General features: G+C 57.3%; 18 protein-coding genes. 15 read left to right on the top strand and 3 right to left on the bottom strand.

The window, feature by feature from the left end:
* Positions 1-95: 95 nt before the first annotated feature.
* The 15 genes from K0H49_RS05380 (at position 96) to K0H49_RS05310 (ending at position 19,296) form a co-directional block, all read left to right on the top strand.
* Positions 96-2,090, top strand: a complete 1,995-nt coding sequence (locus K0H49_RS05380; protein ID WP_219210076.1) for a DEAD/DEAH box helicase — start codon at positions 96-98, stop codon at positions 2,088-2,090.
* A gap of 329 nt (positions 2,091-2,419) precedes the next feature.
* Positions 2,420-3,208, top strand: a complete 789-nt coding sequence (locus K0H49_RS05375) for a hypothetical protein (RefSeq protein WP_219210075.1) — start codon at positions 2,420-2,422, stop codon at positions 3,206-3,208.
* A gap of 73 nt (positions 3,209-3,281) precedes the next feature.
* On the top strand, positions 3,282-5,582 hold the full coding sequence (locus K0H49_RS05370) for a YjbH domain-containing protein (protein WP_219210074.1): 2,301 nt from the start codon (positions 3,282-3,284) through the stop codon (positions 5,580-5,582).
* Positions 5,583-5,606: 24 nt separating this feature from the next.
* Positions 5,607-6,890, top strand: a complete 1,284-nt coding sequence (tviB, locus tag K0H49_RS05365) for a Vi polysaccharide biosynthesis UDP-N-acetylglucosamine C-6 dehydrogenase TviB (RefSeq protein ID WP_219210073.1) — start codon at positions 5,607-5,609, stop codon at positions 6,888-6,890.
* Between the two features lie 16 nt (positions 6,891-6,906).
* A complete protein-coding gene (locus K0H49_RS05360; protein WP_219210072.1) occupies positions 6,907-8,022 on the top strand; it encodes an NAD-dependent epimerase/dehydratase family protein in 1,116 nt (371 codons plus the stop codon).
* A complete protein-coding gene (locus tag K0H49_RS05355; protein ID WP_219210071.1) occupies positions 8,019-9,377 on the top strand; it encodes a hypothetical protein in 1,359 nt (452 codons plus the stop codon). Before K0H49_RS05360 ends, K0H49_RS05355 begins: the two co-directional genes overlap by 4 nt.
* Before the next feature lie 55 nt (positions 9,378-9,432).
* Entirely contained in the window at positions 9,433-10,752 is a 1,320-nt protein-coding gene (locus tag K0H49_RS05350) for a hypothetical protein (protein ID WP_219210070.1), read from the top strand.
* A complete protein-coding gene (locus tag K0H49_RS05345) occupies positions 10,742-12,028 on the top strand; it encodes an oligosaccharide flippase family protein (RefSeq protein WP_219210069.1) in 1,287 nt (428 codons plus the stop codon). The genes K0H49_RS05350 and K0H49_RS05345 overlap by 11 nt, the downstream gene beginning before the upstream one ends.
* The gene (locus K0H49_RS05340) at positions 12,018-13,211 is read left to right on the top strand and encodes a glycosyltransferase family 4 protein (protein WP_219210068.1); all 1,194 of its coding nucleotides are present in this window, start codon (positions 12,018-12,020) and stop codon (positions 13,209-13,211) included. The genes K0H49_RS05345 and K0H49_RS05340 overlap by 11 nt, the downstream gene beginning before the upstream one ends.
* The gene (locus K0H49_RS05335; RefSeq protein WP_219210067.1) at positions 13,208-14,353 is read left to right on the top strand and encodes a glycosyltransferase; all 1,146 of its coding nucleotides are present in this window, start codon (positions 13,208-13,210) and stop codon (positions 14,351-14,353) included. Before K0H49_RS05340 ends, K0H49_RS05335 begins: the two co-directional genes overlap by 4 nt.
* A complete protein-coding gene (locus tag K0H49_RS05330; RefSeq protein ID WP_219210066.1) occupies positions 14,346-14,951 on the top strand; it encodes a sugar transferase in 606 nt (201 codons plus the stop codon). The genes K0H49_RS05335 and K0H49_RS05330 overlap by 8 nt, the downstream gene beginning before the upstream one ends.
* Entirely contained in the window at positions 14,951-15,610 is a 660-nt protein-coding gene (locus K0H49_RS05325; protein ID WP_219210065.1) for an acetyltransferase, read from the top strand. Before K0H49_RS05330 ends, K0H49_RS05325 begins: the two co-directional genes overlap by 1 nt.
* Before the next feature lie 5 nt (positions 15,611-15,615).
* Entirely contained in the window at positions 15,616-16,794 is a 1,179-nt protein-coding gene (locus tag K0H49_RS05320) for a DegT/DnrJ/EryC1/StrS family aminotransferase (protein ID WP_219210064.1), read from the top strand.
* On the top strand, positions 16,791-17,156 hold the full coding sequence (locus K0H49_RS05315; RefSeq protein WP_374122309.1) for a VanZ family protein: 366 nt from the start codon (positions 16,791-16,793) through the stop codon (positions 17,154-17,156). Before K0H49_RS05320 ends, K0H49_RS05315 begins: the two co-directional genes overlap by 4 nt.
* A 127-nt stretch (positions 17,157-17,283) precedes the next feature.
* Positions 17,284-19,296, top strand: coding sequence for a polysaccharide biosynthesis protein (locus K0H49_RS05310; RefSeq protein ID WP_219210063.1), 2,013 nt, complete (start codon positions 17,284-17,286; stop codon positions 19,294-19,296).
* A gap of 422 nt (positions 19,297-19,718) precedes the next feature.
* Here K0H49_RS05310 and K0H49_RS05305 read toward each other — a convergent pair whose 3' ends face one another.
* The 3 genes from K0H49_RS05305 to K0H49_RS05295 are packed head-to-tail and all read right to left on the bottom strand — an operon-like array spanning position 19,719 to position 23,508.
* Complete coding sequence (locus tag K0H49_RS05305) at positions 19,719-21,950, bottom strand: polysaccharide biosynthesis tyrosine autokinase (RefSeq protein ID WP_219210062.1); 2,232 nt, start codon at positions 21,948-21,950, stop codon at positions 19,719-19,721.
* Complete coding sequence (locus tag K0H49_RS05300) at positions 21,947-22,381, bottom strand: low molecular weight protein-tyrosine-phosphatase (protein ID WP_219210061.1); 435 nt, start codon at positions 22,379-22,381, stop codon at positions 21,947-21,949. Before K0H49_RS05300 ends, K0H49_RS05305 begins: the two co-directional genes overlap by 4 nt.
* Positions 22,378-23,508 carry a polysaccharide biosynthesis/export family protein gene (locus K0H49_RS05295; protein ID WP_219210060.1) on the bottom strand — a complete coding sequence of 377 codons (1,131 nt, stop codon included), beginning with the start codon at positions 23,506-23,508 and terminating at the stop codon, positions 22,378-22,380. Before K0H49_RS05295 ends, K0H49_RS05300 begins: the two co-directional genes overlap by 4 nt.
* Between the last annotated feature and the right edge of the window lie 300 nt (positions 23,509-23,808).

The following is a 23,808-nucleotide window of genomic DNA, read 5'->3' as shown; positions in this document are numbered from 1 at the left end:
GGTCATGGCTCTTGCTGAATGTCGTTGGATGGTTGATGTTTTTAACCACCCGACGGGGCGCCGCCTACGGCAGCGCTCGCGTATGAGCTATCTACATGACCGACGCTTACATCCAAGCGCAGGGCGATTCCGCGCCTGTGCAATCTTCTGACGACTTCGCGGTTGTCATTGAATCCAATACCGCTGACCTGCAAGTGCTGCACGACGTGGCCGAAACCGCTGAAGCGGCCGATACCGTCGCAGCTGCTGCAGTCATCGACGACGCCGAGCCGGCCGTCGAAGAAGCCCCCAAGCTGCCCAACGGTTTCGTGCGCCTCGGCCTGGCTGCCGAGCTCGTTGCTGCCGTGGCCGACCTCGGCTTCGACCAGCCGACCGCCGTGCAGGACAAGGTCATTCCTCTGGCACTGACCAGTTCGGAAGAGGGCAACGCCCGCTTCATCGACCTGATGGTCTCGAGCCAGACCGGCAGCGGCAAGACCGCCGCCTTCCTGCTGCCCGTGCTGCACACGCTGCTCAAGCAGGAAGCCGAAGCCGAAGCCGTCGCCAAGGCCGAATTCAAGCGCCTGGCCGACGAAGCCGCCGCCCGCGGCGAAGCGCCCCCCAAGAAGGCCAAGCGCAAGGACCCGACCAACACCCGCAACTTCAAGGCCGCCACCCCCGGCGCCCTGATCCTGTGCCCGACGCGCGAACTCGCGCAGCAGGTTGCACACGACGCCATCGACCTGGTCAAGCATTGCCGCGGCCTGCGCGTGGCCAGCGTGGTGGGCGGCATGCCTTACCAGCTGCAGATCGCCAAGCTGCAGAACGCCAACCTCGTGGTCGCCACGCCCGGCCGCCTGCTCGACCTGCAACGCTCGATGCAGATCAAGCTCGACCAGGTGCAATTCCTGGTCGTCGACGAAGCCGACCGCATGCTCGACCTGGGCTTCTCGGACGATCTGGCTGAAGTCAACCAGCTCACCGTCGGCCGCAAGCAGACCATGATGTTCAGCGCCACCTTCGCGCCGCGCATCCAGCAGCTCGCCACCCGCGTGATGCGCCAGCCGCAGAAGATCCAGATCGACTCGCCGCAGGAAAAGCACGCGAACATCAAGCAAGTGCTGTTCTGGGCCGACAACGTCCAGCACAAGCGCAAGATGCTCGACCACTGGCTGCGTGACACCACGATCAACCAGGCCATCGTGTTCGCCAGCACCCAAGTCGAGTGCGACGGCCTCGCCAACGACCTGCAGCAAGACGGCTTCAGCGCCGTTGCACTGCACGGTGCCCTGAGCCAGGGCCTGCGCAACCGCCGCCTGATGGCGCTGCGCCAAGGCCAGGTGCAGATCCTGGTGGCCACCGACGTTGCCGCCCGCGGCATCGACGTGCCGACCATCACCCACGTCTTCAACTTCGGCCTGCCGATGAAGGCCGAGGATTACACCCACCGCATCGGTCGTACCGGCCGTGCCGGCCGCGACGGCATCGCCGTGACCTTTGCCGAGTTCCGCGATCGCCGCAAGATCATGGACATCGAGCATTACAGCCACCAGCAGTTCAAGGCCGAGACCATCCCCGGCCTCGAACCCCAGCAACGCATGCCGCAATCGCGTCCGCAAGGCGACTTCGGTGGCCGTGGCCGCGACAACAACAGCCATTCGCGTGGCGGTGAGCGCAAGTTCGGCGGCGGCGGTGCAGGCCCCCGTGGCAACTTCGGCGGCGGTGGTGGCGGCTTCGGCGGTGGCAATGACCGCGGCGGCAACGAGCGCAGCTATGCCGGCGCCAGCAGCTTCAACGACCGCGGCCCGCGCGGCGCGGCACCGGGTGCCCGTCCTCACCATGGCCACAACGCCGGTTTCGGCGGCGGCCGTGAAGAAGGCGGCGGCGGTGCAGGCTACGGCCGCAAGCCGGGCTGGGGCGACAGCGCTCCGCGCGGTGCCGGTGGCCCGTCGCGTGGCGAAGGTTTTGCACCCCGTGGCGAGGGCTTTGCCCCCCGCAATGAAGGTTTCGCTCCGCGTGGCGAGAACTTTGCACCCCGCGGCGCAGGCGGCGGCGGCAAAGTGTTTGTTCCGCGCGACGCAGCCAAGCGTGCATTCAAGCCCAGCCGCTAATTAAATAGCATTCAATTTTCGAGTTGGCGAAGGCCATTGAGTCATCTTCGGGTGACTCAATGGCCTTTTTTATTGCTTTCGATTTACTTTTTGAGGCCCGGGGTTTCACCGTCTTGCGGAATGGCATAAATGGGGGATGCGTCCCGATTTGGGGCTGATACACTCGCTTCGCAACCGTTAACAATCGTCAAAGTGACAAGTTATTGGTGCTTCCCCCGCCGAATTTCTCCGTTTCGACTTGATCGACCGATGAATTCGTGCTGTTTTCAATTGCGCCCGGCACGCTTCGCGCACCGGGTTCCCCAGTCTTCACAGAGCGGAAAAACTCGATGACAAACTTCACGCAATCGGCACGCGCCAAGTTCCTGGTTTCGGCCGTAGCCCTTCTCGGCCTGGCCGCCTGTGGCGGCGGCGGTGGTGGCGGCGGCAGCGGTACAGGCTCGGAAATCTCCGTCAGCGGCACGACCGCTCGCGGCGCCGCGCTGGCCAATGCGACCGTCGACATGACCTGCGCCAACGGCGCCCGTGTCACGAGCACGTCCGATGCCAACGGCGCGTTTGTCAGCAGCCGAGTTGCTTTGACCTATCCCTGCATCGGCACTGCCAAGACCAGCACGCTCACGTACCGTGGCATCCTGTTTGGCGGCAACATCTCGAACTTCACGCCCCTGACCGACCTGCTGGTCGAGACCGTGCTCGCTGCTTCTGCCAGCGGCAGCGCCGGCCTGACGCTGGACCAGTTCATCGCCAAGATCCGCTCGGACAGCACCTTCGCCGCGAACGTGAGCTCGTCGACCACGGTGGCTGCCTACCGCGCTTCGGTGCTCAAGGTGGTCAAGGACCAACTCGTCGGCTCCGGCCTGACCAGCGCGCAAGCCGATGCCATCATCGCCGCCGCCGGCAACTTCGACTCCACCTCCTTCGCCATCGGCTCGCCGCTGGACAAGGTGCTCGACAACACCGCATCGGTGCTGCAGAACGCTGACGGCAGCCTGAAGGCCGCCATCCTGGCGATCGCCAAGGCTGCCGGCGACCTGCTGCCGACCCCGGGCTCGGGCGGCACCGGTGGCACTGGCGGCACGGGCGGCACCGGCGGCACCGGTGGCACGGGAGGCTGATCGCGCACCGTTCCCGCAATCGCCAGTCCTAGCCGCCGCCCTCGCGCTGCTCGGTCTGGCGGGCGCGGCGGCGGTGCCCTCAGCACATGCACAGATCGCACCGTCGCTCAACGCGAGCGGTGCGACCGGTTTGTCGGTCACCCCCACGGCACAGCTGTTGCCCTGGGGAAGTGCGTCGCTGGGCTACGACAACGAAGTGGTAGGCGGCCCCATCGGGGCACGCTACGGCACCAGTGGCCACAACCTGGTGGCGGGCTTCGGCCTGCTCCCCAATCTCGAGATCTCCGGCCGGATTGCCAGCAACAAGTTCAACACGAACTGCTACACCAGCAACTGCGGCATTCGCGACCTCTCCTTCAATTTCAAGGCCGGTGCCCAGATCGATCGTGACGGCCGCTGGAAGATCGCTGCCGGTGGCACCGACGTTGGCGGCGAGACCGGCAATTTCCGCTCGCTGTACGGCGTGCTCACGTACACGCCCGTCGACCCGCTCGACCTGACCGTGGGCTATGCGCGCCGCGGCACCGCGCGCAACGTCAGCACGCCGCTCGATGGCCCCTTCGCCAGCGCGGCCTACCGGCCCTTGCCCTGGCTGCAGACCCACATCGAATACGTCGACAGCCAGGCCTGGGCCGGCGCGCGCGTCTACGCGCCCTCCGAATGGCTGCCGGCCGGCTGGTCGGCCCACGTGGGCGCCAACGTGCGCTTGCGGGGCGACGAGCGCACCGCCCGCAGCTGGGTGAGCATCGGCCTCAACGTGCCCCTGTACAAGGTGCCCGAGAGCCGCCCCGCCGCCGTGTCGACCATCACCACCACGACGACCACGGCCACCGTGTTCCCGTCTGCGTCTGCGTCTGCGTCTGGGCAGCCAGCGCCGTCGGCCGAACGCAAGGCCTTTTCGCAAGATGGCCTGCGCGTATCCGACGTGCCCTTGCAGCCCGACCTGTCGCCGCCCAACGTGGGCCCGCGCCCGCCGGCCTCGGCACTGCTCAGCGTGGCACCCACCGCCTCGGAAGAGACCCGCGCCATGGTGGCGGCCAGCGTCGCCGCATCGGCGCCCCCGCCGCCCGCGCCCGTGACCGACGCTCAACTCGTCGCGCTCGGCGAGGCGCTGCGCGCCAAGGGCTTCGAGGACATCCGCGTGGGCCGCGCGCCCGACGGCGCCGTGGCCGTGCGCGTGAACAACGCCAGCTACAACGTCAACACGGCCGACGGCCTGGGCGTGGCGCTGGGCGTGATCGCACGCAACCTGGCGGCACAACGCGCTGGCTACCGCCTGGTGCTGATGCAACGCCAGCTCGACATCGTGGGCGTGACTGGCCAGGCCGACTGCTTGGCGCAATGGATCGCACTCGGTCCGGCGCGCTGCACCGCGGGCCAGCTCTACACCCCCGGCACCACCGCGATCAACGCACTGCTGGCCGACGCCAGCTGGGTCGTCGACGGGCGCTCGCCCAGCTGGGCCACGCCGCGCATCATCCTGCAACCGGTGCTGCGCAGCACCGTGGCCACCGAATATGGCGTGTTCGATCATTCGCTGGCGATGCGCGCCATGCTGCAGCAGCCGCTGTGGTCGGGTGCCTGGGCCGAGGTGGCCGGCAACACGCCGATTCACGACTCCGACGACTTCAAGAAGGGCCAGGCCTTCGGCAACAGCCGCTTCGTGAGCCAGACCGACCGCTACATGGTTCACCAGATGTTCCGCCTGCCGATAGAGCACCTGTTCGGCAAGGACAACGCCGAGACGGCCGCGCTGTGGGGCGCCAATGCGCTGACGGGCCATGTGGCCGCTGGCCGCATCGATGCCAACTACCGTGGCACCTATGGCGAAGTCCGCTGGGAGCCGGGCGAAGGCCGTCATCGCTTGCATGCCGAAGCGGGTCGTTTCGAACGCATCCAGTTCTACGACGCCAACCTGCCGGTGCATTCGCGCACGGCGCTCGCGAGCTATCGCTATGCCTACACCCCCACGCGTACCTACGCAGAGGTGACGGCAGGGCAGTTCCTCTACAACGACCGCGGCGTGCGTTTTGGCATCAAGCAATGGTTCGACGACGTCGCCATCACGCTGTATGTGCGGCGCACCAAGTTCGAGTGGGCTGCCGCGTCACGTACGTCGGCGGGCATCGAGCTGTCGATTCCGCTCACACCACGCAAAGACATGTCGCCGACCTACCCGGTGCAGGTGACTGGGAATCCGAGGTGGTCGTATGGCATTGAAACCGTCATACGTGAAGGTTCCAATGTGCTGAGCACGAATCAAGGTGTGGGTGCCAACGTTTCCATGCTCGACCGGACCTTCAACTTTGACCGTTCTGGGTTGGCCTATTTTGAAGACAACATGCCCCGCGTGCGGAGCGCCGCACGGCAGTAGTTATTCCTCTTTCATTAAGATTTCATGTATTCATTAGAATTGAACGCACCTATCGCAGTCATCGGATTGGGTTACGTTGGATTGCCGCTCGCCGTCGAATTTGGAAAGAAGCGTACCGTCATTGGATTCGACATCAATGAAAAACGCATTGCCGAATTGCAAAGCGGTCATGACCATACCTTGGAAACATCGCCCGAGGAACTGAAGGAGGCAGCAAAGCTGGCATTCACCTCCAAGGCCCAAGACTTGTCGGACTGCTCCGTATTCATCGTGACGGTGCCGACCCCTGTCGACATCGCCAACAGGCCGGATCTAACCCCCCTGATCAAGGCCAGCGAGACTGTCGGCAAGGTCCTGCGCGATGGGGCCATTGTAATTTTTGAGTCCACAGTGTACCCCGGCGCGACCGAAGAGGTTTGTGTGCCTGTATTGGAGAAATTCAGCGGTAAAAAATTCAACGTCGACTTCTTCTGTGGTTACAGCCCAGAGCGAATTAACCCAGGCGACAAGGAACATCGACTGCCCAGCATCAAGAAGGTGACCAGCGGCAGTACGCCGGAGGTAGCCGAAATCGTGGACCAGTTGTACCGTCAAATCATCACGGCAGGTACTTACAAGGCTAGCAGCATCAAGGTCGCCGAAGCCGCCAAAGTGATCGAGAACACGCAGCGGGACGTCAACATTGCGTTGATGAATGAACTTAGCTTGATCTTTCATCGATTAGGAATTGACACCTTAGAAGTATTGCAGGCAGCGGGCACTAAATGGAATTTCCTGCCATTTCGCCCGGGTCTAGTCGGCGGGCATTGTATTGGCGTGGACCCTTATTACCTTACCCACAAGGCCGTGGAAGTTGGCTATCACCCCGAGGTAATACTGGCTGGCCGCCGAATCAATGACAACATGGCCAGCCATGTCGCAGATGAAGTCATCAAGCTGATGTTGCGCAAGAACGTGCCGGTGCTGGGCAGCAAGGTACTGGTGCTGGGTTTGACCTTCAAAGAAAATTGCCCTGACGTGCGCAACACCAAAGTCGTGGACATCGTGCGCACTTTGAAGTGCTACAACACGCAGGTCGACGTATTCGATCCGTGGATCGATGTGGCCGAGGCCGAACATGAATACGGTCTTGAGTGCCTGACCGAGATGCCCGCTCCGGGTCAATATGCCGCCATCGTGCTGGCCGTCGGTCATCACCAATTCGTGACTATGGGTGAAGCTGGCATCAAGGCGCTGGGTCAACCTAATGCCGTCCTGTTCGACGTGAAAAGTCTGCTGCCACTAGGCGCCGCAGACGGCCGGCTTTGAGCGAGGCTGCCTCAGCATGAACAACCTAAAGCCAGGCCCGACGGCATACGAGAACCTGCGCGCTCGCCTGATAAAAGAGACCCACACTTGGTTAGTCACTGGCGTGGCCGGCTTTATCGGCAGCAACTTACTGGAAAACTTGCTCAAACTTAACCAACGCGTAGTCGGTCTTGACAACTTCGCCACTGGTCACCGTCGCAACCTCGCGGAGGTTCAAACCCTTGTAGCGCCCGAGCAATGGAGAAACTTCCATTTTATCGAGGGGGATATTCGCAATCTCGACGATTGTCAGCGGGCCATGATTTTTCCATGTCATAACGCTCCTTCCGGTACGGGAAATAGTGAGCATTGTCCTGTCGAGTATGTTCTTCACGAAGCCGCACTTGGAAGCGTTCCGCGAAGCCTCGCAGATCCAATTGCCACCAACGGAGTCAACATCGGCGGATTTCTGAACATGCTAGTGGCTTCACGCAACGCTGGTGTAAAAAGTTTCACATATGCGGCGAGCAGTAGTACTTACGGAGATCACCCTGATTTGCCGAAGGTCGAAGATGTGATCGGCAAGCCACTGAGCCCGTACGCAGTTACAAAATACGTAAATGAAGTCTACGCGGAAGTCTTTGCTCTATCTTACGGATTTGAGTCAATTGGGCTGCGCTATTTCAATGTATTCGGTCGACGACAAGACCCAATGGGCGCTTACGCTGCAGTGATACCAAAATGGGTTTATGCGATTATCAAAGATGAACCCATTAGTGTAAATGGTGACGGCTCTACCAGTAGAGACTTTTGCTATATAGAGAATGTGGTGCAGGCAAACATTTTGGCGGCGCTGTCGGATGAAAAAAGGGCAAAAAATAAAATTTACAACGTCGCCGTCGGAAAGCAGACAACGCTCCTTGATCTATTTTCTATGATTAGTGAAGTTCTTGTGACACACAAGGTGAACTATAAAAAGTCACCCTTGATGAAAGAATTTCGAGGAGGAGACGTGCGCCACTCATTGGCCGACATATCAAAAGCAGCAACCCTGCTGAATTATTGGCCTACCCATGAGTTGCAAGTGGGGCTGAAAGATATGATGGGTTGGTACGTGAGTGCCGCAAAATCGCTGGAAGGCGAAAAGCCATGAGTTTCAAGCGATCGTCATTGGGCCGGTCTGCCTATTCAATCGTACAGACCTTCGGGGCGCGACTATATCGCAGATCCATTATCTCGGCTGAAAAATTAACTGCAGATCAAGCCGAAGACTATCTTCTAAGCAATGCGAAAAAAGAGCTTCTGCAGGCAAAAAAAAGCATCTTATTCTACGATGGACAAGGGTATTCCAAAGCGGCATTGTCTACTAGCTTGTCAGATTTCTTGAAATGCTTGCCTGTTATTAATAAGGCGACGTTAAAGAATAAAGACGGAAGCTTTTTCCCAAAAAATTGGAAAAAAGGAAAAACTTCACATACGACAAGTGGGTCAAGCGGCAGCCCCCTGACAATATTCTCTTCAATAAAAGAGCGATTTTATGGGGAAGCGCTCTTATGTCGGCAAATAGAAAAAGTAACTCAAAAGTGGGGCGTGAGAAATTGTTTGATTTTGTCCGGCTTTTATGTGAATGATAGCCATGATGAGGAGCGATTTTTCACAAGGGATTGGATCAACAACAACATCTATATCTCGATATACCATTTAACCCCGGCAAATGTTGGCAAGTACATAGCTGCATTGCAAAAATTCAAGCCGGAGATTATCTATGGCTACGCATCCTCACTGCACACCGTTGCACAAATGTTGGCGGCTGTGAACTATGTTGCAAGTGACGTAAAGATGATTATTTCAACTTCTGAAATATTGCAGCAAAATTGGAGAACTCTGATTGGGCAATCATTTGGGGCCCCAGTGCACAACTTGTACGGGTCTCAAGAAGGCTGTCATTTTGCATTCGAATGCGCTAACGGTGTGATGCATATTCATCCCGCAAGGGGGGTCATCGAGGTGCAGAATTCTGAAGGCTTGCACAGAGATGGTCGTGGAGTTGCTGTTGTGACGCCGATTAAACGACCGAGTTTTCCTGTTTTTAGATACAGCCTTGAAGATGTAGTGAAAATATCTTCGCCAAAAAAATGTGCATGTGGGCTCAATACATATCAGATTGATGAAATTGATGGGCGGAGCGAGGATTTAGTAGTCTCAAGAGATGGTAGAAAGGTCGGTTATCTGAATTTTCATGCCACAAAAGACGTCAAGGGACTTCTGGAAAGTCAGCTTGTTCAAAAAAATTGGGAAGATTTTGATTTCCTTTATGTCCCTTCAATCGTCGATGAAGCGAAATTATTGGAATTGGAGGGGAAAATTAAGTCCGAATTGTCTAGGCGCCTGGGCATGCCGATAAAGGTGGACTTTCTTAGGGTTGAGCGGATTCCTCGCAATGCTCGCGGGAAATTCAAAGCGGTTGTTGTGGATCGGAAGTTTCTTGAGACTTGCTCGCCGATTTAATTAAATATTTTATCCTGTGAGCAACCTTCCCCATGAGTAATAAATTTAAAATCTGATGGAGTTTTTTCTTAGTTCTTTTGCTGTGGCGATTTCTCTGGGCCTGTATATTTTCTGCGTCCGAAATGGAAATGGAATAGATCGAAGAGCTGCCTCGTTGCAAGGGTACTACCTCATATTTTTCTTCTTTCTAGCGCCGCTGTTGCATATATTTTTGGACACCTTTGTTGACGTGTCTATCTCGGACTGGAACGCGGCGCTGACGAAATTCAATATGATGAATGCGATCGGCCTTCTGTTTGCAATTATCGGCTTCAAGTTCGGCAGAGGTAATTTCAATTTAAGGCCTCGCTCCGTATTGAATTGGGGACGGTTGCAGCGAATTTGCATTTTCGTTGCCACTTTGGGCGCCCTTGTTTACTTGCTCATGTGGATAGTTGCCCCAAGCTCCATGCTACTGGGTGCAGGATCAGAAGGAGAGGGACCGCTCCCCATCTACTTTTATATGTTAGTCGAGTGCATTCCAATGCTAGTAGGTTGGATTTATATTTCGGCTAATAAGAAGAAAAATAGAAATCTGAGCCCTAGGGGGTTTTGGGTAATATTTTTGATAGTTGCTGTCTTGTCAATTATCTTTTCAGGTATGAGAGGGAGTCGAGTTTCCGTTATCTTTCAAGTACTTTCGTTTGTTCTTCTGTACGACGCTGCAATACAACGAATCCGAATTGGTAAGTTGCTGATTTTGGCTGTTGCGGCCATTTCGTTTAATAGCATTTTTAGTGTCTATAAGTATGGTGGCGTCGATGCCTTCTCTGATTACGCTTCAAACGGGGAGCGCTCAGAGTATGTTGAAAAAGTTTCGGCTCCAGCGCGAATTTTGCTCCACGATTTCGGGCGCGCTGACGTGGCCGCGCTAGTGCTAGACCGCGCAACGACAGGCGGGTATAGGGCCCCACTTTTCCCTGAAACATATCTTTATGGGATTCAGCTGCTCTTGCCTCAGTCACTACGCAGTGAAGATTTTTCCAGCAAAACAGTTCTAGGTGCGAGTGCGCAATATCAAGTGTCGATTCAAGACGCTGAGCCTTCGTCTCGCATATACGGGGTCATTGCGGAATCAATTCTGAACTTTGGGCTGCTTCTGTTGCCCTTTGTTTTTCTATTTTTTGGATACGTTCATCGAAGAACTCTGACAGCAGCCGTTCAAGCTAAGGAAAATGAGTTTTTGCTTTTTTATCCTCTTTTTGTTCTGGCCCCTATTTTTTTTCTGTTCTACGATTTCGATAACATTCTTTTTCTGTTAGTCAAGACGTGGCTAATTCCAGCGGTGGTTTTTGTTGTTAGCGGGAAGTCGAGACTGTTATCCAATGCGTCTTAACGAATGGAGGGCCCGAATCAGCAAGAGTCGAATCGCTTTGCTTGGGGCCGGCTTATTGCTTGCGGGAAATATTTTTTTCGCCGGCGCTCAATGGCTTTTAATTTCATATCTCGCGAGAGTTCACGGCGTCAAGGCGCTGGGCGAATACTCTTTGGCACTAGCGATATTGGCACCATTTTATTCCATCACCTACTACGGCCTAAGATCGATGCTTGCTCGCGATGCAAGAGAGTTGTTGAATGTTGAGGAACTGCTCCGACTGCGCCTGTGCATTTTTTTTGTGGCTAGTGCTTTTTTCTGGATATTGGTATGGGTGATGGGGTGGGATTTTGGCGCTGTCGAAGTGATCGCTTTTGTGTATTTTGCGAAATTTATTGAATCAATATCTGATATTTGCTACGGCGCAATGTACAGAAGCGGGCGGCCCCAATTCCATGGGTTGTCACTCCTCTTGCGCGCGACATCAGCAGTTTTTTTGGTGTACGCGGTGGCGGCTTTTAATTACGAAAAAATTGAAGCAATATTCTTCTCCATAATCGCATCGTGGGCTGCGGTGCTGCTTCTACATGATATCTACGTCGCAAGAATTGAGTTGAGGAATGTCCTGCGCCCGTTAAGCATGTCAGAGCTTCATCGATTCAAAGGACTGCTGTTGACAGGCGTGCCGCTCGTTTTTTCTGCGGTAATCGGAGCAATGCTTTTTAATATTCCAAACTATGCCTTGGGATATTTTCAAGGCAGTGAAGCAGTAGGGTTATATGCTTCAATGTTCTCTTTTTCTATATTTCTGAATCTTATTGCAATCACTGTAGGACAAGCTGCACTGCCAGGGCTCGCTGCGGCTTTTGTGAAAGGGAATCGCTCTGAATTCAATTTCACTTTAATTGTTTGCGTGGGATTTGTCGCGGCGCTGTCGATTTTTGCGGTTCTTGTAGGTTATTTTGCTGGAATGCCGATTCTTCAGTTTGCTTTTGGCTCGTCAATAAGTGCTCAGGCGCCGATTTTTCCGATAATTTTGCTCATGTCAGCGCCATTTTTAGTGGCGCAAATTCTTTCGTATGCGGTTACGGCGCTAGGAAATTATGGCGCTCTAGCTAAAGTTAATGTTTTTGCGACGGCCGTCGCTGCAGTTGCAGCCGCACCTCTTGTGATTAGATTTTCTGTTCTCGGCGCTGGGGGGGTTGTACTTCTGACCGGTGGAGTTCAAGTGATCGGGTATTGGCTCGTGCTTCGGCGTATTTCTGTAAATAATGAGTTGACTGGCGATGCGATCTAAATTATTGATTGTATATCTGGAGGAGAGATTTACTTTCTCTTCTGACGGGGCGTACGGCGGCTCTACTGTTTATGGTGATGGGTTTTGGGATAGGTATTTGTCGGTCTACGAATCAATTCTTATTGTGGCGAGAGCCCGAAGGGTAGAAAAATCTTCGGATGTTGTGAATGCAATCTCGAATCCAAAAATTAAGTTTCACGCAGTTCCTTATTACGAGGGGCCGATAAACTTTTTAAAAGTTATGCCTGCGGTCTTCTATTCTATTGGGCGCGCCGTGAAAGAGGGTGGAGTGCACCTTTTGAGATTGCCAGGTACGCTCGGGAGTATTGCCTACCTGCAATTGAAGATGCGAAGAAAGAGTTTTGGAGTTGAACTTGTAGGTGATCCTGCCGCTGTATTTGGAGCGGCTGGCGTTGGTGGGGTGTTCGCCCGATTTTACAAGCGGGTGTTTACTACATTGACGCATCATGCATGCATCCATGCAAAGGCAGTTGCGTATGTGACGAAAAACTTTCTTCAAGAAAAATACCCATTTGGCCCTAATGCATTTGCGACTCACTATTCGAGTATTCAGCTTGCGCCGGAAATGATTCGTTTGGATCGGTCTATTGATTTCGTGGGTGCGGGGCGGCCATTTATCATCCTTGCGGCCGGATCAATGGCGCAGCGGTATAAGGGATTTGATGTTTTAATTCGCGCGGTTCTCTTGCTTGAACTCGAAGGTGTTCGAGTTGAATTGCAGATTGCAGGTGACGGAGCGCACAGAGGAGGGTTGGAGGAATTGGCCTCAAAGATTCCGCAAGAGCGGGTTAAGTTTCTGGGCGTAATCACTAGGTCGGAATTGATGGATCGGATGGATCGGGCTAACTTATTCGTTATGCCTTCTAGAACTGAAGGGTTGCCTCGCGTACTAATCGAAGCTATGGCGCGAGGTCTCCCTGCAATTGGAAGCGATGTCGGAGGAATACCTGAATTATTGCCGATCGAATTTTTATTCGAGAGTGAAAATGAAACGCAACTTGCGCAAAAGATAAAGTACGTTCGGGAGAATTTCTCCATCCAGCGTGACATGTCTCAGCGAAATTTGAGAGTTGCTTCTGAATACGAATCGTCATATCTTACGCGCCGTCGAGATGAGTTTTATCATAAGCTTTGCGGGCTGGAGAAGGAGGGGGGGGAATGAAAGCCTTGCATCTAATAAAGACGACGATCGGTGCTACTTGGGCTTTAAAAGAAATTGAAGTGCTAATTTCACTGGGGTGTTCGGTGCACGTGGTTCTTCCCTCTAACACAGGGCTGGCGTCAAAGTATTCATCGGCGGGAGCCATAGTGCACGTTGTGAATTTTAATTTCATGACGGGGAACCTGTTGCGCGTTCTTGCGGAACTGATAAAGCTTCGAAAACTTGTGTCTGAAATAAAACCAGACATCATTCATTCGCATTTTGTTGGCACAACCTTATTTATGAGGATGGCCATGATTTTTTGCAAAATTCCTCGCGTATTTCAGGTTCCAGGGCCTTTGCATCTTGAGAATAAGCTAACTAGATCGGTGGAGATTCTTAGTGCGAATTCCTCTGACTATTGGATAGCGACCTGTGCTAGGACTAGTAGATATTATCTTGAGGCTGGGGTGGCTTCTGCACGAATTCGCACTATATTTTATGGGACTGATGTTTCTCTTTTTTCCGCGGACGTCAACGAATCGTTGAGAAACGAGTTGGGTCTGGGGCCTGATGTGGCCATTATTGGCATGGTTGCTTATGTTTATCCGCCGAAGCGGTGGCTTGGTCAGCGAAGAGGAATTAAAGGCCACGAGGATCTTATTGATGCCGTTGCATTGGTTCTGAAGCATCGACCCAATACGGTTTGTGTGTTTGTGGGAGGGGCGTGGGGGGACTCGAGGCAGTACTTCGAGGAGGTTGTTCGGTATTCATCAAAAGAGCTTGGGGCAAAAGGAATCTTCTTGGGCTCTAGAAATGATGTCGCTCGAATCTACGGGGGGTTCGATTTGGTTGTTCACCCCTCTCATTCCGAGAATTTGGGAGGGGCTGGAGAGTCGCTGTTAATGGCTGTTCCTACCCTTGCGACTAATGTGGGTGGTTTTCCCGATATAGTTGTGGACGGGCTCACTGGATGGCTTGTGGAGCCGGGAGATCCTGAGGAGATGGCCATTAAGATCCAAGAGGTACTTTCTGATCCTGTTGAGGCGAGAAAACGGGCCAACGCCGGGAGAGCGCTGGTTTTGGAATCGCTCGATGTGAAAAAGACAGGGGAGAAGGTGCTTGAATTCTATTTAGAAATAATCGGGCGGTCAAATGCTTAAAAGAGCAATTGATGTATTTGCTTCTTTGGGTGGTCTGATTCTTTTCTCGCCCTTGTTTGCAATTTTGATGGGGGCGGCCCTCTTTTCAATTGGGCGTCCGATATTCTTTTCTCAAGATCGCCCGGGGCTAAGGGGGGGGATTTTTAAGTTATATAAGTTCCGATCGATGAGGATTGCGCACGATCGAGAAGGGCGTCCGCTGGAGGATGCGGAACGTCTTACTCGATTCGGATCGTTTCTTCGCCGTACGAGCCTTGATGAACTGCCGGGCCTATGGAATGTATTAAGAGGAGACATGAGTCTTGTGGGTCCTAGGCCGTTACTGGTTGAATACTTGCCTCTTTATTCTGCAGCGCAGGCGAGGCGCCATGAGGTGCGGCCTGGTATAACAGGATGGGCTCAGGTCAATGGGCGTAATGCGCTGAGTTGGGAAAGAAAATTTGAGCTTGATATTTGGTATGTCGATAATCGATCGATGTTGATGGATATCAAGATTCTTGGACTTACGTTTTGCAAAGTATTCCTGAGAGATGGCATCAGCGCTCCGGGCGAAGCGACGATGTCCCGTTTTTTGGGTTCTAGAAATGAAGGAAAATAATGACTGCTCCTTTTTTTGCCGTCTATGGTAGTAGTGGCTATGGGCGCGAAGTAATGCCCTTGGCGCGCGAGCAACTGCAACGCCAAGGCATAGGAAGTGAACGATTAGTATTTGTTGACGACCAGCCGGAGGCGCGGGAGCTGAATGGCCATCGAGTATTGAGCTATGCGGAATTCATGGAGACTGAGGCCAGCGTTCGACATGCTGTGCTCGCAATCGCCAACAGTGCGGTGCGCGAAAAACTGGCTGCCCGGTGTGCTGGGGACAACGTAAGGCCGTGGACGGTCAGTGCGAGCAATGTCGTGGCGCTCGATGACGTAGTGCTTGGAGAAGGGGCTGTGCTCAGTTCCTTTTCGATGCTCACTTCCAGCATCCGCATCGGTCGTTACTTTCAAGCCAATATCTACAGCTATGTCGCGCACGATTGCGTGATTGGTGATTTCGTCACTTTCGCACCAGGTGTGAAATGCAACGGCAACGTTGTGATCGAAGACCATGCCTATATCGGCACGGGAGCCGTCATCAAGCAGGGCAAGCCGGGCCAACCGCTGGTTATCGGGCGAGGTGCAGTCGTCGGCATGGGAGCTGTAGTCACCCGCGATGTGCCGTCCGGTACCACGGTGGTTGGTAATCCCGCCAAACCCTTCCTCAAGAACTGAATCCCGTGTTGAACTCTCCTTTCTCCCCCTGGCCCAGCTTCACCACCGAAGAAGCCGACGCCGTGCAGCGTGTGCTGCTCTCCAACAAGGTCAACTACTGGACTGGCACCGAGTGCCGCGAATTCGAGAAGGAATTCGCGAGCTGGTCCGGAGCTGCGCATGCAGTCGCCTTGGCCAACGGCACGCTGGCGCTCGACGTGGCACTCAAGGCGCTGAACATCGGCCCGGGTGACGAAGTCATCGTCACACCGCGCACCTTCATGGCCAGCGTTTCCTGCGTGGTCACGGCCGGCGCCACCCCGGTGTTCGCCGAGGTCGAAGCCGACAGCGGCAACCTGTCCGCGGCCACCATCGCCAAAGTCGTTACGCCTCGCACCAAGGCCGTGATCTGTGTGCACTTGGGCGGCTGGCCCTGCGACATGGACCCGATCATGGCCCTGGCCGCCGAGCACGATTTCAAGGTGATCGAGGATTGCGCGCAGGCGCACGGCGCGCGCTACAAGGGCCGGGCGGTGGGGTCCATCGGCCACATCGGCGCCTGGTCCTTCTGCCAAGACAAGGTCATGACCACGGGCGGCGAGGGCGGCATGGTCACGACTAATGACGAGTCGCTGTGGCGAGCCATGTGGGAATACAAGGACCACGGCAAGAGCTACGAAGCGATCTACGAGCGCCAGCACCCACCGGGTTTCCGCTGGGTGATCGAGAGCTTTGGCACCAACTGGCGCATGCTCGAGATCCAGGCGGTCATCGGACGGATCCAGTTGCGTCGCATGGCCGACTGGACGGCGCAGCGCACGCGCAATGCCGAGGCCATCGCCGCGGCTGCGCAGCCCTTCGGTGCCGTGCGTGTGCCGGTGCTGCCCGACGGCAGCGTGCATGCGCAGTACAAGGCCTACGTCTACACCCGGCCCGACCAACTCGCACCGGGCTGGACACGCGACCGCATCGTCGAAGCCATCAACGCACTCGGCGTGCCTTGCTTCCAGGGTTCGTGCTCCGAGGTCTACCTCGAGAAGGCCTTCGACGCCACTGGCTGGCGCCCCGCAGAGCGCTTCGAGGTCGCACGTGAACTGGGTGACACGAGCGTGATGTTCCTGGTGCACCCCACGCTCACGGCCGCCGAGATCGACAAGACCTGCGCGGCCATCCGCGAGGTGCTGACGCAGGCGAGCGGCGCGTGAGCTTTCGCCGGCGCATGCCGAGCGTCGCGACATGGCGATGGCTGTTGGCCATTGCCATGTTGGCACTGCTGGTGCTCAGCCTGATGCCGGCTACACAACGCATGCCCACCACGGGCTGGGACAAGAGCAACCACATGCTCGGTTTCGCGGTGTTGGCGGTGCTTGGGCATGCGGCTTGGCCGGGCCGGATCTGGACCGTGCTGGCGGGGCTGCTGGCCTACGGCGGCTTGATCGAAGTGCTGCAGTCCTTCACGCCCGATCGCATGGCCGAGTGGGGTGACTTGCTGGCCGATGGGGTCGGGTTGCTGATGGGAAAGGCTTGCGCGTTGTTGTTAATGCGCCGCCGCATGTCGCCAGAATGAAAACTAAAGACTGAAGGCCACTGTATTTTTCTGTCGGCTCCATGAAGAGGGGAGCGCGGTCGTCATCATATCGAGACACAATTGGGCAACAGTCTGTTGAAATTGTGTTCGAGCTAGGAGTTTCCCGTTGATCAATCGTATGGCAGAGCCTTTGCTCGGTCTGCCCCGGGCTGCCAAGCGCACGCTGGCACTGGTCGTCGACGCGAGCCTTTGCATTCTCTGTGTCTGGCTTGCTTTCAGCCTCCGCTACGAACAGTGGGTTGCGTTGCGCGGCGTTCAATGGATGGCGGTCGGCATGGCCATTGTGATGGCGCTTCCCTTGTTCGTCGTCTCGGGTTTCTACCGTGCCATCTTCCGCTACGCGGGTGGCGCGGCGTTGCTGGCATTGGTCAAGGCTTGCGCCTTGTTCATGCTTGGCTATGTCTTGATGTTTAGTGTTGTCGGCGTCCCGAACGTCCCACGCACCATCGGTGTGATCACGCCGCTGTTGCTGTTCCTGAGCGTTGGCGGCTCCCGTTTGCTAGCGCGCTATTGGCTCGGCGGCCTATATGTGAGCAGCTTGCGTCGCAAGACATTGCCGCAGGTCGTGATCTACGGGGCAGGCGGTGCAGGGCGGCAACTCACCGCGGCCCTGGCCCACAGCCAGGACATGGTCGTGCGGGCCTACATCGACGATGCCGAGCACCTGCAGGGCAGTACGCTCAACGGCGTGCGCATCCAGCCCTTGCGCTGGCTCAAGCTGAACAGTGCGACGCTGGGCATTACCGACGTGTTGCTGGCCATGCCCTCGGCGAGCCACAAGCGGCGAGCCGAGATTCTGAGCGACCTGCTACCCCTTCATCTGCATGTGCGCACGCTGCCTGCCATGGCCGACCTCGCGCATGGCCGTGTACAGGTGCAGGACCTGCATGAAGTTGACATCGAAGACTTGCTGGGCCGCGACCCGGTGGCCCCTGTCGACGATCTGCTGCAACGCCCGATCCGCGGGCAGGTGGTGCTGGTCACGGGCGCGGGCGGCTCCATCGGCAGCGAGCTGTGCCGACAGATCGCGATGCAGTCGCCCAGCACCTTGCTGCTGGTCGAACTGAGCGAATACGCGCTCTATGCGATCCATCAAGAGCTGCTGGCACAGGCACCAAGCCTGCGCGTGCTACCTTTGCTGGCGTCGGTGCGCGACGAGGCACGCATGCGCGAAATCATGAGCACCTGGCGGCCCGACACGGTCTACCACGCAGCTGCCTACAAGCACGTGCCGATGGTCGAGCACAACCCGGCCGAAGGCGTGAGGAACAACGCATTGGGCACACTGATCACGGCGCAGGCCGCCATGGCCAGCCAGGTGCGGCGCTTCGTGCTGGTCAGCACCGACAAGGCCGTGCGGCCGACCAACATCATGGGCGCGAGCAAGCGGGTGGCCGAGATGGCGCTGCAAGGGCTGGCGCAGCAGTCGGGTCAATCGGGCACCTGTTTCTCGATGGTGCGCTTCGGCAATGTGCTGGGCTCGAGCGGCTCTGTCGTGCCGCTGTTCCGCAAGCAGATCGAGGCGGGTGGGCCCATCACGCTCACGCACGCCGACATCACGCGCTACTTTATGACCATTCCCGAGGCGGCCCAACTGGTGATCCAGGCGGGCACCATGGCGGTGGGTGGTGATGTGTTCGTGCTCGACATGGGAGAGCCGGTGCGCATCATCGACCTGGCCCGCCGCCTGGTCGAACTGTCGGGCCGCACCGTGCGCGACGAGACCACGCCCGACGGCGACATCGCCTTCCATATCGCCGGCCTGCGGCCCGGCGAGAAGCTCTACGAAGAGCTGCTCATCGGCGACAATGCCATGCCCACCATGCACCCGCGCGTGATGAAGGCGCACGAGGAGTGCCCACCCTGGGAAGAGCTGTCGCGGCTGTTCGGCTTGCTCAATGCCGCGCTGTCGAAGAACGACGTGCCCGCGCTTAAGACTGTGCTCAAGCAGATGCTGCCGGGCTACCAGCCGCATGCCGATGTGGTCGATTGGGTGCATCTGGAGCACCAGCGCACGCCTGCGGTCCCGTCGTTGGCCGACCGTCGCCGCAACCTCCAGACCTATGCCGACAGTGGTTGGTTGCCGGTGGAGTCGGAGCCGTTGGATGTCGCGGCTTGAGCGTTTCGATCGCTTCGGTGTGATGTAATCCGCCGCGTAAGTAGCCCCATTGCGCGATGAACGATGCCCCGCACAAGCGGGGCATTTTTCATGGAGCCACGTGCAAGCGATAGGGCACAAAAGCTTTTGTCCGATTTATCGACGCGTAGCGCATACATGAAGCCTGTCTTGCTCCCTCTCCCTCCGGGAGAGGGCGGGGGTGAGGGCTTCGAGCCTCCACCCTGACGCGGCCCTTCGTCTGACCGCGATGGCCCCTATTCCCTCTCTTTGCCAGAGCGAAAGGGAAAAGACGCGGCGCGCTTCCCATCGTCGGAGGCATCCGCACTGCCCCATGGCTTCGCCATAAAAAATGCCCACCAGGCAAAGCGCCTAGCGGGCATCTCTCAGTCAGTAGAACAGGCCGCCGAGGCCCGCTCGACCACTCAAGTCTTGTACTTGTACTCGGTGTACCGATAGCCGCCGTACTTGTAGCCATAGCTGCCGTAATGGCGGCGCGTCATATCCATCGCATTGAACAGTACGCCACTCGCCGTCTTGCCCGCATGGGCCAGGCGCTTGGCACTTTCATTGAGCTCACCCAATTGCGTCTGGTCGGCTCGCGCCACCAGCAGCACGACGCCGGCATGCGGTGCCACGGCTGCGGCATCGGCCGCCACCAGCACAGGCGGCGTATCGATGATCACCAATTCGTACTGTTCCGACAGCGTGTCCAGCAGGCGGCTGAAGGTTTCCGACATCATCATGTCGGCCGGATTCGAAGGCAACTTGCCGGTGGTCAGTACATCCAGGTTCGGCAGCACTTGAGTGCGAATCGCCTGCGTGGAAGTGAGCACGCCGGCCAGCAGTTCCGACAGGCCATTCTCTCGCTGCATGCCGAGTTCCTGGTGGATGTGACCCTTGCGCATGTCGGCATCGATCAGCAGCACTCGCTTGCCTGCGGCAGCCATGATGGCGGCGAAGTTGGCGGAGATAAAGCTTTTGCCGACACCAGGGGTCGCACCGGTAATCATCACGCGATTGTTGCCTGCTTCTAGCGTGGCGAACTGCAGTGCAATTCGTAGGCTGCGCAGCGCTTCTATGGCTGGGCTTTCGGGGTGAAGTACCGCCAGTAGTTGCACACTCGACGCGTTGCGCTGGTCGACCGGAACCTGCTCTGCTGTGAATGGAACCACGGAATAGACATTGAGCCCTGTGTGTGCTTCGATCTCATCCGGGTTGCGAATTCCGCCCATGAACAAGCTGCGAACAATAGCTAATGCCGCGCCGGCTAATAGGCCTACAATCAGCGCCAGTGCCACGATAGTGGACTTCTGCGGTTTGATTGGCTTTTGGGGTTGCACTGCCTGGTCAAGCAGGCGCACGTTCCCAACCTTGCCCTCTTTCACCAAGCGCAGTTGCAATGCGCTATTGAGCAGTGATTTGTAGAGCTCTCCGTTCACGCGCACGTCGCGCTCCAGCCGCAATGCATCCCGCTGAATGGTCGGCATGCCGCTTACACGGGCATTTAGGGTGCCGAGCTCGTTCTGGATCGCGCCGATCTGGCCGTCGATGGTTTTGATCCTTGGATTGATGTCCGTGTACTTGGCTGCCAGTGCGCGACGCTGCTGCTGGGCCTCGAGAAGCTTGGTCTGCAACTCGATCGATTGTGTCAGTACCCCCTTAGCCTCTTCGTCAAACGCAACAGTGCCGTTCTTGTTTCGGAATTTGGTGTAAGCGTCTTCGGAGGCTTCTAACTGGCGCTTGAATGCCGGCAATTGCTCATCGAGAAAACCCAAAGTCTTTTGCGCCTCTGCGGCTTTGCGCTCGACGTTCTGACGTACATATTGATCGCCGATGGCATTGAGGATGCGAGATAGACGAGGGCGATCACTGTCTTCCAGCGTCACGCTGATCACGTTTGACTGCTTGCCCTGTTCGGCGAGTTGAAGACGTTTTTGCAGATTCTCGATGGTGCCTAGGCGGGAGTCTCGCGACACGATGAATTGGGCGCCGGGCTTGCCGTCGAGCTTGGCAATCAGAAGCGTGATCGTGCCGCCATCACCGTCCGAATGCACCAGCGGTTGGCCTACGAGACCAGTCAGCACTTCGCCGAAATCTTCGCTGCTCAGCGTATAGCGGCCTTCACCCACTGCGGTAACGATGAAAGGCTTGCCGTCTTCCAGTGCCGTTGGTACATCGAACTGAGTGACTTCGATGCGTTCCTTGCCGTTCACATAGCCAGTCATACCTAGAAATCCGGGCTCTGAAAGACCGCTAGCGCGGCGGCTGAGCCACTGGCCAATGATCGGGAGGTACCGAGGCGTTGCATCGATATAAAGGCGTGTCTGATCGACCGCGGCACCGAGCACCAGACGCGATCGGAGAATTTGAATTTCTCCGCTGGCAGGCGTCTTTACATCGAACAGGCTAGCCGAGTCGCCCAGAAATCCCTTCGCGTCCGGCGCCGAGTCCTCCACCTGTACCAGCAGGTTCGATTGGTAGACGGGCGTCGAGAACAGCGCATAGGCCACGCCGATCGCGACGGCCACGGCCGTGACGCCGGCCACCAGCCATTTGCGGTCGAGCAGGATGTCGACGTATTCCGACAGGTTGATCTCGTCGTCTTGTGCCGCAGGGTTCTGGGGCAAGGTCGGGGCGGCGGCGGAAGGGGTCATTTGAATTTCTGTATCCGTTCGGCCCAGGCTTGGGCACCGGCGTCGATGAGTTGCAGGGCGTGCTCGAAGGCGTCCTGGCCCTGGCGATAAGGGTCGGGTACGTCCTGCTTGATGCTTTCGGCGATGCGAAATACCTTGCCGCGCGTGAGCGGGTAGCGGCTTTCGATATGGCGGCGCTGGCCTTCGTCCATGGTGAGGATCAGGTCGGCCTGCTGGCACATCAGTTGCGTGATCTGACGTGCGCGATGGGCTTCGATGTCGAGTCCGCGCGCGCTCATCAGGGCCTTGGCGATGTCGTCGGCCGGGTGGCCGATGAGCGCACCGGTGCCGGCTGACGACACAGCGATCTGCGGCAGCGCGGCGGCCAGCAGGGCTTCACCCATGGGGCTGCGGCAGATGTTGCCGATGCAGACGACCAGGACGGACTTCACCGGGCGCTGATCTCGCTGCCGACGTTCACCACCTGCGCGCTCGGCAGGATCAGGCTGATGATGCGGTTCCATTGCACCAGCGGCACGGGGTCGATGTACACCACATCGCGTGGCTTGAGCGCGAAGTTTTCGGCCAGTGCCAGCGCTGCAGGCGAGGCTGCGTTCAGATGGAACAGCGCCGGGTCGCCCTGGGCGTTGTTGCGGATCACGTAGATCTGCGAGGTGTTGGCCGTGAGCACGCTGGCGCCACCGGCTTCGCCCAAGGCCTGGTTCAGGGTCAGGCGGCCGTTGTTCATGAGCAGTGCGGCGGGGCGTGTGACCTCGCCCATCACATACACCTTGTTCTCTTCGCGGCTGCGTACCGAGACCAGGTCGTCGCTTTGCAGCAGGATCTTGTTGGCGTTGACACCCAGTGCCTCGAGCAGGGGCATGTCGATGCGCGTCGTGACGTCGTTGCGAGTGAGCGTGACCATGGTGCGGTCGCCGGCGGCCGTGATGCCACCCGCGCGGCTGATGGCCTGCGGCAGCGTCATGGGCACGTCGGTGAAGATCTGCATGCCCGGTACGCGCACTTCACCTTCGACAAAGGCGCGGCGGCTGCGGAAGGAGGCGATGCGGATCGTGACTTGCGGGTCCCGGATGTACGGGGCCAGCTTCTTGGCCATCATGTCGCTGGCTTCGATCTCCGTGAGCCCTGCGATCTTGGTGCGACCGATGTAGGGGAAGCTGATTTCACCGGAAGCACTCACGATGAAGCCGGGCGCTGCGCTGATGCCCGTGGGGTCGGCCTGCTGGCTGATCACCGCGCCGGCGGAGGGCAGCAGGTCGGGATGGTCGTACACCACGATGCCGATCACGTCGCTCGGGCCGATGGTGTAAGGGGTGGGTGTGCCGAACAGCGCCTTGACTTCCGGCGCGATGTCGCGCGGCTGCGAGAGCCTTTGCGCCTGGATCAGGTCCTTGGTGATCGGAATGATCACGCCCTGCGCGGGGTTGTCCGGGTCGCCGGCCACATACTGCCCGAGCGGCACGCTGGTGCGCGTGCCCGCGTCGGCATAGCCGAAGCCCGGTGCCGTGACCACTGCACAGCCTTGCAGCGCGAGAACACTGGCGCAGACGGCCATCATCCACCCGCCTCGTGCGGGATTTTTCGATGCAAAGCGCTTCAAAACTGGTTGTTCCTTGACTGTCTCGGTGATGACGCATAGCCGGTCAATCCGTTGCACGTTCGACTGCATGCGGCGCAGAAGAAGGCCTCGGTGAGACTGAAAGTCGGCGCGCACTTCAGGGACGAAGCAGCGTCAGTTTGCAATTGTAGCCAACGCTCTATTCGCAAAAATGACGAACTGCGGTCAAGCGGTCCCATGAAGATGGGAGGCTCTTAAATTCGAGAAACTTTTGTATTCACTTTGTGCAGCATCGGGGCT

It is taken from the genome of Variovorax boronicumulans, from assembly GCF_019352895.1.
GTDB classification, from domain to species: Bacteria; Pseudomonadota; Gammaproteobacteria; order Burkholderiales; family Burkholderiaceae_C; genus Variovorax; species Variovorax boronicumulans_A.
This window is presented reverse-complemented; position numbering and strand designations above follow the sequence as displayed.